The following is a 12,533-nucleotide window of genomic DNA, read 5'->3' on the forward strand; positions in this document are numbered from 1 at the left end:
ATACAGATATTATGGAAATTAGATTAGCAAAAAAACTATATACCATTAATTTAGTTGTATTTGTAATTACTATTAGTTTAATGATAACAATTTACTTGGGTTTTTTAATTGAAATTCTATTAGGATTCATTCAGGTTTTAAGTTCATTTTGCTTGTTATTTGTTTGGAAAAGAATAGGAAAGGAAAATCAGAGAAAGATTTTTATATATTGGAAAATGGTTATAGTTTATTTCATCTTATGGTTTTTATTTGATTGGAAATTTTTGAATGATTGGATTATATATTTAGTAGGTATAGGTTTAATCCCTCTATGTATTGCTTGGTACTTTATAAGCATTTTGAAATCAATTAATAAGGGAAAAAATGATGGATAAGAATAGAAGGTATTGGTTATTAACTATTTTAATATTAGTAGTTTGGTTTATAAACGGATTCTACTGTAAAATCTTAAACCAAGTTCCAAGACATCAAGAAATTGTTAGTAGAGTTTTGAGTGATGAATATGCACGAGAAATTACATTTACAATCGGAGTTTTAGAAGTATTTATGGTAGTTTGGATTTTGAGTAATTATAAATCAAAATTTAATGCAATTTCACAAATTATTATCATAATTACAATGAATATTATCGAGTTTATTCTCGCAAAAGAGATACTACTTTTTGGTAGCTTAAATTTAATATTTGCAACTTTATTTTGCGGAATCATCAACTATCAAGAATTCATTTTAAAAGAAAAATGTTATGCTTAAATCACTCAAAAATCATCCTTTTGCTGTAGAAACTCATTTTAAAAGTTCTATCGTTTTCACATTTGCTATTCCTAAAGAACAGTTAGAAAAATTCATTCCAGAATGTTTAGAATTAGATCTTTTTAAAGACAAATGGGCATTTATTGCAGTTGCTATGGTACAAACAAAAGATTTACGACCTAAAGGTTTTCCAAAATTTATGAGGAATAACTTTTTTCTAATAGGATATCGTGTTTTTGTTAGATACACAAATAATAAAGGAAAAAGACTACGTGGATTGTATATTTTAAAATCTGAAACAGATTCGCTAAAAATGACATTTAAAGGAAATATTTTTACACATTACAATTACACAACTACAGATATAAAAATAAAAGAAGTAGGAGAGGAATTGAATATATATTCTAAAAAATCAAACTTTAATATCAAAGTAAATAAAAGTGATAATCAGGTTGAAATCCCTATAAAATCTCCATTTGAAAATTGGAAAGAAGCCAGAAGATTTGCTGGTCCCTTACCATTTACATTTACTTATAATGAGATTACAAAAGAAGTTTTAATTATTCAAGGAGTCCTTACAAATTGGAAACCAAAACCGTTAAAAGTTGAAAGTTTTTATTTTCAATTTCTAGAAGATTTACAATTAGAGAATTGTGTTTTAGCGAATTGTTTTATTATTGAAAATGTTCCATATCAATGGAAAAAAGCAAAAAAAGAAGTATGGGAATAGAGAGAAAAAAGTTTCAGGGAGTTTTAAATATTTTAAGTTTTAACAGTCATTTTTATGTGATTGGATTGTTGGTTTTATTTTTGATTATTGCAATTTGTTTCCATTTTAATCTATCTAATTTATTAATCTCAATAATTGTTAGTGCTTTTCTGTATGGACTTTTAATGCCATTAATTGTATCTGCTTATGTATATGATTTTTCTGGATATTATCATTTTAATTGGTTAGATCAATTTAAAATTAAAGATGCTAAAGAGAATGTTTTTGTAAATATTAATGCAGGTTTTGATGAAACAAGTTTTATCCTAAAATATAAATTCCCAAAATCTGATTTAAAAGTGTTTGATTTTTATAATGCTGATAAACATACTGAACCTGCAATTGTAAGAGCAAGAAAAGTAAGTTTGGTGTATCCAGAAACAAAACAAATAACGCATAATTCAATTCCTATGAAAGAGAATTCTGTGGATGTAGTTTTTCTATTATCTGCAGTTCACGAAATTAGAAATTACACTGAAAAAGCAGAATTTTTAAAAGAATGCAAAAGAATTTGTAAACCAAGTGGAAAAGTAATTATGGTAGAGCATTTAAGGGATATTCCAAACTTCTTTGCTTTCTCTGTGGGATTTACTCATTTTTTTTCTAGTAAAACTTGGAAAAATGTTTTTAGAAAAGCAGAATTTAAGTCAATTTTAGAAACAAAATTCACCCCTTTTATGTCAATTTTTAGTGCAATTAATAATTAAATAAAAATGGAACTACAACTTAAAATTATAGGAATTCTATTATCAATACTAGCTTTTATCCACATAGGTTTTCCAAAATATTTTAACTGGAAAATTGAGCTTAAATCGATGAGTTTAATCAATCAACAAATGATGACTGTGCATACATTTTTTATTGCTTTGGTAGTCTTTTTGATTGGTTTATTATGCTTAACTTCAGCAAATGAATTAATAGAAACTAATTTAGGCAAGAAAATCTCTTTTGGTCTTGGAGTATTTTGGTTAATAAGATTGGTTTTTCAACTATTTATTTATTCTCCTAAACTTTGGAAAGGTAAAAAATTTGAAACAGTAATGCACATAGTGTTTACCATTTTTTGGATATACATGAGTATATTATTCACAATGATTTATTTTCAATAAAAAAGTAAAAATCATGAACATTAGTTTAGTAGAAAACTGGCAAAAAATCAGAACTCATTTTAGGAAATCTTTTGGAGCAAATATGCACGTTTCAATTGCATCAGTTAATAAAGATAATCAACCAACTATAACTTCAATTGGTTCTTTGTTTTTAAATGATAATCAAACAGGATTTTATTTTGAAAAATTTGTAACAAAGTTAACTAACGTTAGTTCGATATAACTTTAGAAAAGAATTAGTTGTTTGTGTCAACAAAGTTCTTTTTTAAAGAAGGTTTTTTATCTCTAAAGTTATATACAATTAATGCAGAAAATATGTTATTGAAGTAATTGGCCACAGATCTATGCCTAGAATGTTCGACTTGACAAATGTTTTTTAATTGGTCAAAAATAGTTTCTATAATTGCTCTTTTTCTCAAATGATAGGTATCTATCATAGGTGTTACTAATTTTGTTTTCATATTCTTACGAAATTTAGTAATCAAATGAATTTCATTAGAGAATAGTGTGTAAAAAGTGATTTTGATATATAGCCTTTATCTCCAAAGAGTTTTCCATATAATTTTTTAATAAATGTTTTAAAACGTAGCCGCTTTCTATCATCAACATTTCCTTTAGTAATCATAAAATCAATGATTCCACCTGTATCATTAGTGATGATGTATAATTTAAATCCGTAAAACCAAAAAATCAACCTAAAGAGCATTGACCTCTTTTAGCAATATCTTTAAAAGTTTTATGTTGATTTATTCTCCTTTTATCACACACGCGAAGTGGAGTAGAATCTATAAAGCTAATCCCTAAACAATCAGATAATCCTTTAGATTTTAGATAAATGGCTAATGGCAAAAAACTTTCCTTTTTTAGTTCAACCATGCTATTGTAAGAAACTACTTTTGGAAAACCACTTTGTAGATACTTACCCTAAATAAAAATCTTTAAAATTTGTGATACTAGAGAAATGAAATAAAACTTGAATAGTCATTACTTCAGATAGGGACATTTTAGAATTTCGAATTCGTTTTTTACAATTAGAAATGAGGCTTTTCTGCCAAAAAGAAGTAAATTCTTTACAAAAATCATCAATAGCACAGAAAATTTGTGTAATTATAGTATCGGAAATCATAGTGAAAAATTTAGTTATAAAAATGAAAATCAGAACTTTATTTACTGAATTTTTCGCTTTTTTCATAATAAAATCCTCACTTTTTATATCGAACTCACGTTAAATACTAATTCTAAAATCAATAAAAAAATCTGTGTTTTAGTAGTGAATAGTAATAAATGTTTTAGGTAAAATCATTATTTAAAATGAAATTTTCAGATTATCCAGCTATAAAATTATATGGAGAATTAAGCATTAAAAGAGATGTAACAGAAAAAGAATACAGAACTTTTCAAAGAAGAATTAGGAAACGAAAAGGCTTAAAGGAAGTAAATATTTATGGCAAGATACGAGTATGGTTAGAGAAATTAAGTTTACTAGAGGGGAGAAAATCAATTTAGGAAAAATGACAAAAGAACTTTAAAATCAATAAATTGAACACTTCATTAGAATTAATCAATCGTTTACATTGCATTTTTACCAGTAGCTATTAGGTTAAGTACATTAGTATCTCAAAATTGATTTAATAAGAATAGTATGATTTTTATGCGGGTTATATTTTAGTCAAAAATCAATAATTACAGCTAATAAACAGTTTTGAATGATTTTGTTTTTAAATATTAAGTTTTGCCTTAAGAACCATTAATATTTATTTTTAAGCATTACTTTATATATTTTCCAAAAAAATAATGTTATAGATAAAAGCCACACTGAAAATGCTAAAATGTTTTGACTATAATAACTCCATTAGCACCTCTTACACCATATCTTGCAGTTTCCGGACCTTTTAACACGCTAATAGATTTAATCTCTAAAACTGGGATTACCCCAAAAGCATCCTGTGTTATATAATTACCATCTAACACAAAAAGAGGAGAAATATTACCATTAATAGAGTTTACACCTCTAATAGTAATTATATTGTTTGTAGATATATTAACACCAGGTACATTACCTCTTATGTAATCATAAATAGTATTGAATTGATTTGAATTTAGATGTTTTTGTTTAGGAGAGTTTTTAGAGATAATTTTATCATTTCCCTTCTTGATTTTAATTGTTATTTTTTTTTCACCTTTGTAATTTATTTTTGTTATACCTATTTTTTGATGAAATGCACTTATAACATTTGGTTGAGCTTTAAAACTAATTTTAAGTACACCTTTAGAGTTTGTCCATCTTTTTTGTTTGATATTATCAAAAAGAATAACTGCACCAACTACAGGTTTATTATTTTCATCAACTGTTTTTATAGTAATATTTTGTGCATTGTATTTAAAACTTACAAACAATAACAAGATTATAATGGTGGTATATTTTTTCATTTTTTATTTTCTTTTTACAAAAGTACTATTTTAAATCTTATTTAAAGTTACATATTCCTACGATACTGCCCACCAACTTTAAACAAAGCTTCTGTAATTTGTCCTAAAGAACAAATTTTGGTAGCTTCCATTAATTTATCAAACAAGTTTTCATTCTGAATGGCAGCTTCTTGTAAAATTGCGATTTGCTCTACAACTTTATTAGGATTTGCTTTATTCAACAATTCTTTAGTTTTTATTTGATATTGCTTCTCTTCTTCAGTTGCACGAATAACTTCTGCAGGTTGAACTGTTGGAGAACCTTTAGAACTCAAAAAAGTATTTACACCAATAATTGGGAATTCTCCATTGTGTTTCAACGTTTCATAATACAAACTTTCTTCTTGTATTTTAGAACGTTGATACATCGTTTCCATAGCACCTAAAACACCCCCTCTTTCTGTAATTCTATCGAATTCTGTTAACACAGCTTCTTCCACTAAATCTGTTAATTCTTCAATAATAAAAGCACCTTGAATTGGATTTTCGTTTTTAGATAAACCAAGTTCTTTGTTGATAATCAGCTGAATAGCCATTGCTCTTCTAACAGATTCTTCTGTTGGAGTTGTAATGGCTTCATCATACGCATTTGTGTGTAAAGAGTTACAATTGTCATTAATTGCATACAAAGCTTGTAACGTAGTTCTAATATCGTTAAAATCGATTTCCTGCGCGTGTAAAGAACGTCCAGAAGTCTGAATATGATATTTTAACATTTGTGCTCTTGAGTTGGCTCCGTATTTGTTTTTCATCGCTTTTGCCCAAATTTTACGAGCAACTCTACCAATTACTGAATATTCTGGGTCAATTCCGTTTGAAAAGAAAAAAGATAAGTTTGGACCAAATTTATTAATGTCCATTCCACGTGATAAATAATACTCTACATATGTAAAACCATTAGACAATGTCAACGCTAATTGCGTAATTGGATTAGCACCAGCTTCTGCAATATGATATCCAGAAATTGAAACCGAATAAAAGTTACGTACTTGTTTTTCGATAAAATATTCTTGCACATCACCCATTAAACGTAAGGCAAATTCAGTAGAAAAAATACAGGTATTTTGAGCCTGATCTTCTTTTAAAATATCTGCTTGCACAGTTCCTCTAACTTGCGCTAAAGTGTCTGTTTTTATCTGTTGATAAACTTCTGATGGTAAAACTAAATCTCCAGTTAAACCCAAAAGCATCAAACCTAAACCATTATTTCCTTCTGGTAATTTTCCTTGATATTTTGGTCTTTCTAAACCTTTGTCATCATAGATTTCTTTGAATTTTGCTTCAACTTTATCTTCTAAACCATTTTCTTTGATATATTTCTCACAATTTTGGTCAATGGCTGCATTCATAAAGAAGCCTAACAACATTGGTGCTGGTCCATTAATTGTCATAGAAACTGAAGTCATATTGTGACTCAAATCGAAACCAGAATAGAGTTTTTTAGCATCATCTAAACAACAGATAGAAACACCTGCATTTCCAATTTTACCATAAATATCTGGTCTGTGTCCAGGGTCATTTCCATATAAAGTAACCGAATCAAAAGCTGTAGAAAGACGCTTTGCATCCATTCCTAAACTCACATAATGGAATCTTCTGTTCGTTCTTTCTGGGCCACCTTCACCAGCAAACATTCTTGTTGGGTCTTCTCCAGTTCTTTTAAAAGGGTATAAACCTGCTGTAAATGGGAATTCTCCTGGTACATTTTCTTGCAAGTTCCAACGTAATAAATCTCCCCAAGCTTGGTATTTGGGTAACGCAACTTTCGGTATTTGTTGATGTGACAGCGACTCGCTATGGGTTTGTATTTTTATTTCTTTATCACGAACTTTGAATGTATAAATTGGTTCTTTATATTTCTGAACTTTCTCTGCCCAATTTAAAATGATTTCCCAATTGTAAGGATTTAGATTTAGTTTTACTTTTTCGAATTGAGCTAAAAGTAGTTTGATGAATTCTTTATCACTGTCATTTTGAGCTTGTCGAAAAATCTCATCATTATCAAGCCCAGTTTTTATTAATAGAGATTTCTCGACTGCGCTCGAAATGACATTCGTAAGCGATAATATAGTCTGGAAAATTCCATATAATTTTTGAGCAACTACAACTTGTGCATCAACTTGCTCATCATAACTTCTGTTACTTTCAGCAATTTCAGATAAATAACGAACTCTTTTTGGCGGAATTACAAATATCTTTTCAGACATTTCTTTGGTAATTTCCATTTTAGAATGTAAGTCTGCATCAGTTTTCTCAACCAATTTATCCATAATACGTTTGTACAGCGTATTCATTCCAGAATCGTTAAATTGAGAGGCAATTGTGCCAAAAACAGGCATATCATTCATATGCACATCCCACAAATTGTTATTGCGCATATATTGTTTTTTTACATCTCTAATTGCATCTAAAGCGCCTCTTTTATCAAATTTATTAATGGCAACCAAATCAGCAAAATCAAGCATATCAATTTTTTCCAACTGTGTTGCTGCACCAAATTCTGGTGTCATTACGTATAAAGAAGTATCAGAATGTTCTATAATTTCGGTGTCAGATTGTCCAATTCCAGAAGTTTCTAAAATGATTAAATCGAATTCAGCAGCTTTTAAAACTTGTACAGCTTCATTAACATATTTAGACAATGCCAAATTAGATTGACGAGTTGCCAAAGAACGCATATACACACGTTCGTTATTAATGGCATTCATACGAATTCTATCTCCTAAAAGAGCGCCTCCTGTTTTTCTTTTTGATGGATCAACAGAAATTAAACCAATGGTTTTTTCTGGAAAATCAATTAAAAATCTGCGAACCAATTCATCAACCAAAGAAGATTTTCCTGCACCACCTGTACCTGTAATTCCTAAAACTGGTGAATCCCCTTTTAATTTCCCCAAAGGGGAAAAAATCTGTGTGAAATCTGTGTGGTTATTTTCTGCTAATGAAATTAATCTTGCAATAGTATTTACGTCTTTATTTTTAAGATTCTCTAAAACCTTTTCACTTCCCAAATCCAACAACCAATCTCCATCTTCATTACAAACTTTTGCTTTTTTTAAAGAGTCAGATTGGAGTTCCTTCCCTTTGGGAAGGTTAGGATGGGATTCAGCTTTTTTGACCAAATCATTTATCATTCCTTGTAAACCTAACTCACGTCCATCATCAGGAGAATAAATTCTTGTAATTCCATAATCCATCAAATCTTTAATTTCTTCTGGAAGAATTACACCACCTCCACCACCAAAAATTTTGATATGTCCAGCACCTTTTTCTTGCAATAAATCGTACATATATTTAAAGTACTCATTATGTCCTCCTTGATAAGAAGTCATTGCAATTGCATTTACGTCTTCTTGAATGGCACAGTTTACAACTTCTTCCACAGACCTATCATGTCCTAAATGTATGACTTCAACTCCTGTAGATTGAATAATTCTACGCATAATATTTATGGCAGCATCGTGTCCGTCAAAAAGTGAAGCAGCAGTTACAATTCGTACTTTGTGTTTCGGTTTGTAAGGTGGAATTTGTTCCATTCGTAATAAATGTTTGATTTTAGGCTTGCAATTTACGGAATTCTTAAAAAATAATGATATATTTTAATGAAGTCTTAACTATTTTAACTCTGAATTAATTCCATGCACATATTTATTTATAATTTGAAGATTTTTTGAATACTTACTTCCATCAAAACCAGTAATATCTTCTATACTAATATGTTCATTATAATATTTTAAATACAATTGAGAAAGTGGTTTATAAGACCAATGCCATTTTTCTTCCTCATAACCAGTTCTACCCTCCTTTTTTGAAGCATATGGTTGATAAAATCCAAATTTTGAAGCATTTTTCAAGAGCCAGTTGTATTCGTTCAAACCTTTTCCTTTTGTGAAATATGAATTAGTTAGGTTATTTAAATCGATATCAGTTCCCCAATGATGCCTTGAAGTTGTTGGCATAGCACTGAATAAAAGTATTTTTTGTACTCTTTCTAATGGAGGCAAGTCTTTATATTTACTGTTCCATTTGTAGTCCCAAATTCGTTTTTGATGTGCAAAACTTCTTGTTCCAGATATAATTTTAAAACTGATTCCATCTTCTTTTGCAGCAGTTTGCATTTTTAAAAAAGCTACTAAAACTTCTTTTCTGATATAGATTTTTTTGTTCGATAAATCTTTAGGTACTATTACAAAGTTATTACTATTCATGTAATCAAACTTTCCTAGAATATAATTTTTATTCAGATAATTTGGATATCTAAACGCTTTCTTAAGTTGATTTTTTTTAGATAGTAAAAGATTTTCATTTTGTGCCTTTTTGGGTTTACAACTAAAAACAGTTACAATAAAAAATAAAGAAAGAATTGCTGTTTTAAGTATTTTGTAAATGCCCATAGTTTTCTGTTTTTCAGATAATTTAAATTAGATTCATTTTGATATGCTTCCCTTTCAAAACTTATATTTTTATATGCAATTAAATGATTTTTGTAAACAATAAGTTTTACTAGATAATCTAATCCATAAATAACGTAAAATGGAAAAATAAGTAACTCTAGTTGTTGTCTTAAATGTATTTTTTCATGATTGATGAGTATCTTATTTTTCTTATAATGTTTCTTTTTTAGAAATATAAAAGGGTATAGTGTAATACCAGTATAACCTTTAGGAACCATAAATTTTGAAATAAAAATCATTTTGTATCATCAAACAAATATCTTACCAAATTACTTACTTTTGTTAGCAAAGACAAATAAAAATGACTTTTAAAGAACAAATATCTCAAGGTATTCCAGATGTTTTACCTGTCTCAAAAGCTTATGATGTTTCAAGAAATCATGCTCCTAAACGTAAAGAAATTTTATCTAACGAAGAGAAAAAGTTAGCATTAAGAAATGCATTGCGTTATTTTAATGATATACATCACGCAAAGTTATTACCAGAATTTGCACATGAACTTGAAAAATATGGGCGAATTTATATGTACAGATTTAAACCTAATTATAAAATATATGCAAGAGCTTTAGAAGAATATCCAGGGAAATCTTTACAGGCAAAATCAATTATGTTGATGATTCAAAATAATTTGGATGATGCTGTTGCACAACATCCTGATGAATTGATAACTTATGGAGGAAATGGTGCTGTTTTTCAAAATTGGGCACAGTATTTGGTAACGATGCAATACTTATCTGAAATGACAGATAAACAAACGTTGGTCATGTATTCTGGACATCCTTTAGGATTATTTCCATCAAATAAAAATGCACCAAGAGTTGTGGTTACCAATGGAATGGTAATTCCTAATTATTCTAAACCTGATGATTGGGAAAAAATGAATGCTTTAGGCGTTTCGCAATATGGACAAATGACAGCAGGAAGCTATATGTATATTGGCCCACAAGGAATTGTTCATGGAACTACAATTACGGTTTTAAATGGATTCAGAAAAATTAAAAAAGAACCGAAAGGGAATTTATTTGTGACTTCTGGTTTAGGAGGAATGTCTGGAGCGCAACCAAAAGCAGGTAATATTGCAGGTTGTGTTACAGTTTGTGCAGAGGTAAATCCAAAAATTGCTCAAGTTCGTTTAAACCAAGGCTGGATAGATGAAAAAATAACAGATTTAGATATTTTAGTTGAAAGAGTAAAATTGGCAAAATCAACTAAAGAAACTGTTTCCATAGCTTATATAGGAAACATTGTTGATGTTTGGGAAAAGTTTGATACAGAAAATATTTATGTAGATTTAGGAAGTGATCAAACATCATTGCATAATCCTTGGGCTGGAGGGTATTATCCTGTTGATATTTCTTTTGAAGAGGCCAATACAATGATGGCTGAAAACCCGAAGAAATTTAAAGAAAAAGTACAAGAAACATTAAAAAGACATGCTTCTGCTATTAATAAACACACTGCAAAAGGAACCTACTTTTTCGATTATGGAAACGCCTTTTTATTAGAAGCAAGCAGAGCAGGAGCAGCTATTATGGCTGATAATAATATTGATTTTAAATATCCATCTTATGTACAAGATATTATGGGGCCTATGTGTTTCGATTATGGTTTTGGTCCATTTAGATGGGTTTGTGCTTCTAATAAACCAAAAGATTTAGCTAAAACTGATAAAATTGCTTGTAAAGTTTTAGAAAAATTGAAAAAGGATGCTCCTAAAGAAATCCAACAGCAAATGGCTGATAATATTCAATGGATAAAAGGAGCTCAAGAAAACAAATTGGTTGTGGGTTCTCAAGCAAGAATTTTATATGCTGATGCAGAAGGTAGAATAGAAATAGCAAAAGCGTTTAATAAAGCAATTAAAAAAGAAAAAATTGGACCAGTAATTTTAGGTAGAGATCATCATGATGTTTCTGGAACAGATTCTCCTTATAGAGAAACTTCTAACATTTACGATGGTTCTAAATTTACAGCAGATATGGCCATACATAACGTAATTGGTGATAGTTTTAGAGGTGCAACTTGGGTATCTATTCATAATGGAGGTGGAGTTGGTTGGGGAGAAGTAATTAATGGAGGATTTGGCATGCTTCTTGATGGTACTAAAGCAGCATCAAAGCGTTTAAAATCAATGCTTTTTTGGGATGTAAACAATGGAATTTCAAGAAGAAGTTGGGCAAGAAATGATGAAGCAATTTTTGCAATTAAAAGAGCAATGAAATCTGAAAAAAAATTAAAAGTTACACTCCCAAATACTGTTGATGATGCTTTAATTGAAAATCTTAAAATCTAAAATTATGAAAGTATTTAAATCACTTCTTATTTTATTAGTATTCGCTTTAATTTCTTGTAATTCTGTAAAAGTTGTTACAGATTATGATTCTGAAGTCAATTTTACTCAATACAAAACATTTGCATTTTACAAAACAGGAATAGATAAGGCAGATATTTCTGATTTAGATAAAAAACGTATTTTAAAAGCTATAGAGGCAGAACTTTTAGCACAAGGTTTAACAAAATCTGAAAATCCTGATATTTTGGTTAGTATTTTTACAAAATCTAGAGAACGTGTTAATGTAAATCAAAATAACGCTGGTTTTGGCTGGGGTTGGGGATGGGGATGGAATCCTTGGATGATGGGCGGAATGAATAATAACGTAAACGTATCTCAATTTACAGAAGGAACATTATTTGTTGATTTTATAGATAAAGAAAAGAAAGAATTGGTTTGGCAAGGTGTTGGAACTGGGGCTTTAAAAATTCAAAATAGAGAAAAGAAAGAAGAAAGAATTAAGCTTTTTGTAAAAGAAATTATTTCAAGATTTCCACCAGATATAAAGAAAAATTAAAGCTATTTAAAAGTAACAAAAAAACCTCAAGAACTTAATCTTGAGGTTTTTTAGGGGTAAAAAAAAGCGGTTTGATTATTTAAAATCATTAACCGCTTCTTGTCAAACAAAATTTAGAATACTAATTCTAAAC

13 protein-coding genes and 1 pseudogene are annotated in these 12,533 nt (G+C 29.1%); 9 read left to right on the top strand and 5 right to left on the bottom strand.

The features are described from left to right. Positions 1 to 11 precede the first annotated feature (11 nt). Genes BTO18_RS17300 through BTO18_RS17325 form a run of 6 tightly spaced genes read left to right on the top strand, consistent with a single transcriptional unit; the run spans position 12 to position 2,851 of the window. Positions 12 to 374, top strand: a complete 363-nt coding sequence (locus BTO18_RS17300; protein WP_146106976.1) for a hypothetical protein — start codon at positions 12 to 14, stop codon at positions 372 to 374. Beyond that, positions 364 to 750 (top strand): DoxX-like family protein, encoded by a 387-nt coding sequence (locus tag BTO18_RS17305; protein ID WP_226789053.1) that lies wholly within the window; start codon positions 364 to 366, stop codon positions 748 to 750. The genes BTO18_RS17300 and BTO18_RS17305 overlap by 11 nt, the downstream gene beginning before the upstream one ends. Next, the gene (locus tag BTO18_RS17310) at positions 743 to 1,480 is read left to right on the top strand and encodes a DUF2071 domain-containing protein (RefSeq protein ID WP_105017435.1); all 738 of its coding nucleotides are present in this window, start codon (positions 743 to 745) and stop codon (positions 1,478 to 1,480) included. Before BTO18_RS17305 ends, BTO18_RS17310 begins: the two co-directional genes overlap by 8 nt. Beyond that, on the top strand, positions 1,447 to 2,226 hold the full coding sequence (locus tag BTO18_RS17315) for a class I SAM-dependent methyltransferase (RefSeq protein ID WP_244905145.1): 780 nt from the start codon (positions 1,447 to 1,449) through the stop codon (positions 2,224 to 2,226). Before BTO18_RS17310 ends, BTO18_RS17315 begins: the two co-directional genes overlap by 34 nt. Positions 2,227 to 2,232: 6 nt before the next feature. Further along, positions 2,233 to 2,628, top strand: a complete 396-nt coding sequence (locus BTO18_RS17320) for a hypothetical protein (protein WP_105017436.1) — start codon at positions 2,233 to 2,235, stop codon at positions 2,626 to 2,628. A 13-nt stretch (positions 2,629 to 2,641) separates the two neighbouring features. Further along, complete coding sequence (locus BTO18_RS17325) at positions 2,642 to 2,851, top strand: hypothetical protein (protein ID WP_105017437.1); 210 nt, start codon at positions 2,642 to 2,644, stop codon at positions 2,849 to 2,851. Positions 2,852 to 2,864: 13 nt separating this feature from the next. Here the strand turns inward: BTO18_RS17325 and BTO18_RS18230 are convergent. Continuing rightward, positions 2,865 to 3,754 (bottom strand): annotated as a pseudogene (locus BTO18_RS18230) (IS982 family transposase). A gap of 185 nt (positions 3,755 to 3,939) precedes the next feature. Between BTO18_RS18230 and BTO18_RS17335 the strand changes: the two are divergent. Then, entirely contained in the window at positions 3,940 to 4,134 is a 195-nt protein-coding gene (locus BTO18_RS17335; protein ID WP_105017438.1) for a hypothetical protein, read from the top strand. A gap of 318 nt (positions 4,135 to 4,452) precedes the next feature. Here BTO18_RS17335 and BTO18_RS17340 read toward each other — a convergent pair whose 3' ends face one another. The 4 genes from BTO18_RS17340 to BTO18_RS18090 form a co-directional block, all read right to left on the bottom strand. Further along, on the bottom strand, positions 4,453 to 5,058 hold the full coding sequence (locus BTO18_RS17340) for a TonB-dependent receptor plug domain-containing protein (RefSeq protein ID WP_105017439.1): 606 nt from the start codon (positions 5,056 to 5,058) through the stop codon (positions 4,453 to 4,455). 47 nt (positions 5,059 to 5,105) lie between these two features. Then, positions 5,106 to 8,633 (bottom strand): methylmalonyl-CoA mutase family protein, encoded by a 3,528-nt coding sequence (locus BTO18_RS17345; protein WP_105017440.1) that lies wholly within the window; start codon positions 8,631 to 8,633, stop codon positions 5,106 to 5,108. Between the two features lie 78 nt (positions 8,634 to 8,711). Then, positions 8,712 to 9,491, bottom strand: coding sequence for a M15 family metallopeptidase (locus tag BTO18_RS17350; RefSeq protein ID WP_105017441.1), 780 nt, complete (start codon positions 9,489 to 9,491; stop codon positions 8,712 to 8,714). Continuing rightward, the gene (locus BTO18_RS18090) at positions 9,437 to 9,790 is read right to left on the bottom strand and encodes a hypothetical protein (RefSeq protein ID WP_105017442.1); all 354 of its coding nucleotides are present in this window, start codon (positions 9,788 to 9,790) and stop codon (positions 9,437 to 9,439) included. The genes BTO18_RS17350 and BTO18_RS18090 overlap by 55 nt, the downstream gene beginning before the upstream one ends. Before the next feature lie 62 nt (positions 9,791 to 9,852). On the opposite strand from BTO18_RS18090, the gene hutU reads away from it, so the two are divergent. Further along, the gene (hutU, locus tag BTO18_RS17360) at positions 9,853 to 11,844 is read left to right on the top strand and encodes a urocanate hydratase (protein ID WP_105017443.1); all 1,992 of its coding nucleotides are present in this window, start codon (positions 9,853 to 9,855) and stop codon (positions 11,842 to 11,844) included. A gap of 4 nt (positions 11,845 to 11,848) precedes the next feature. Further along, entirely contained in the window at positions 11,849 to 12,400 is a 552-nt protein-coding gene (locus tag BTO18_RS17365) for a DUF4136 domain-containing protein (protein WP_105017624.1), read from the top strand. Positions 12,401 to 12,533: the final 133 nt, after the last annotated feature.

This window comes from Polaribacter porphyrae, assembly GCF_002954685.1.
Taxonomy (GTDB): domain Bacteria; phylum Bacteroidota; class Bacteroidia; order Flavobacteriales; family Flavobacteriaceae; genus Polaribacter; species Polaribacter porphyrae.

Excerpts from the sequence above, each read along its gene's own strand:
- BTO18_RS17340 (WP_105017439.1), bottom strand. The coding sequence starts at position 5,058 with ATGAAAAAATATACCACCATTATAATCTTGTTATTGTTTGTAAGTTTT.
- BTO18_RS17350 (WP_105017441.1), bottom strand. The coding sequence starts at position 9,491 with ATGGGCATTTACAAAATACTTAAAACAGCAATTCTTTCTTTATTTTTT.
- BTO18_RS17320 (WP_105017436.1), top strand. The coding sequence starts at position 2,233 with ATGGAACTACAACTTAAAATTATAGGAATTCTATTATCAATACTAGCT.
- BTO18_RS17300 (WP_146106976.1), top strand. The coding sequence starts at position 12 with ATGGAAATTAGATTAGCAAAAAAACTATATACCATTAATTTAGTTGTA.
- BTO18_RS17335 (WP_105017438.1), top strand. The coding sequence starts at position 3,940 with ATGAAATTTTCAGATTATCCAGCTATAAAATTATATGGAGAATTAAGC.
- BTO18_RS17345 (WP_105017440.1), bottom strand. The coding sequence starts at position 8,633 with ATGGAACAAATTCCACCTTACAAACCGAAACACAAAGTACGAATTGTA.
- BTO18_RS18090 (WP_105017442.1), bottom strand. The coding sequence starts at position 9,790 with ATGATTTTTATTTCAAAATTTATGGTTCCTAAAGGTTATACTGGTATT.
- hutU (WP_105017443.1), top strand. The coding sequence starts at position 9,853 with ATGACTTTTAAAGAACAAATATCTCAAGGTATTCCAGATGTTTTACCT.
- BTO18_RS17305 (WP_226789053.1), top strand. The coding sequence starts at position 364 with ATGATGGATAAGAATAGAAGGTATTGGTTATTAACTATTTTAATATTA.
- BTO18_RS17315 (WP_244905145.1), top strand. The coding sequence starts at position 1,447 with ATGGAAAAAAGCAAAAAAAGAAGTATGGGAATAGAGAGAAAAAAGTTT.
- BTO18_RS17310 (WP_105017435.1), top strand. The coding sequence starts at position 743 with ATGCTTAAATCACTCAAAAATCATCCTTTTGCTGTAGAAACTCATTTT.
- BTO18_RS17325 (WP_105017437.1), top strand. The coding sequence starts at position 2,642 with ATGAACATTAGTTTAGTAGAAAACTGGCAAAAAATCAGAACTCATTTT.
- BTO18_RS17365 (WP_105017624.1), top strand. The coding sequence starts at position 11,849 with ATGAAAGTATTTAAATCACTTCTTATTTTATTAGTATTCGCTTTAATT.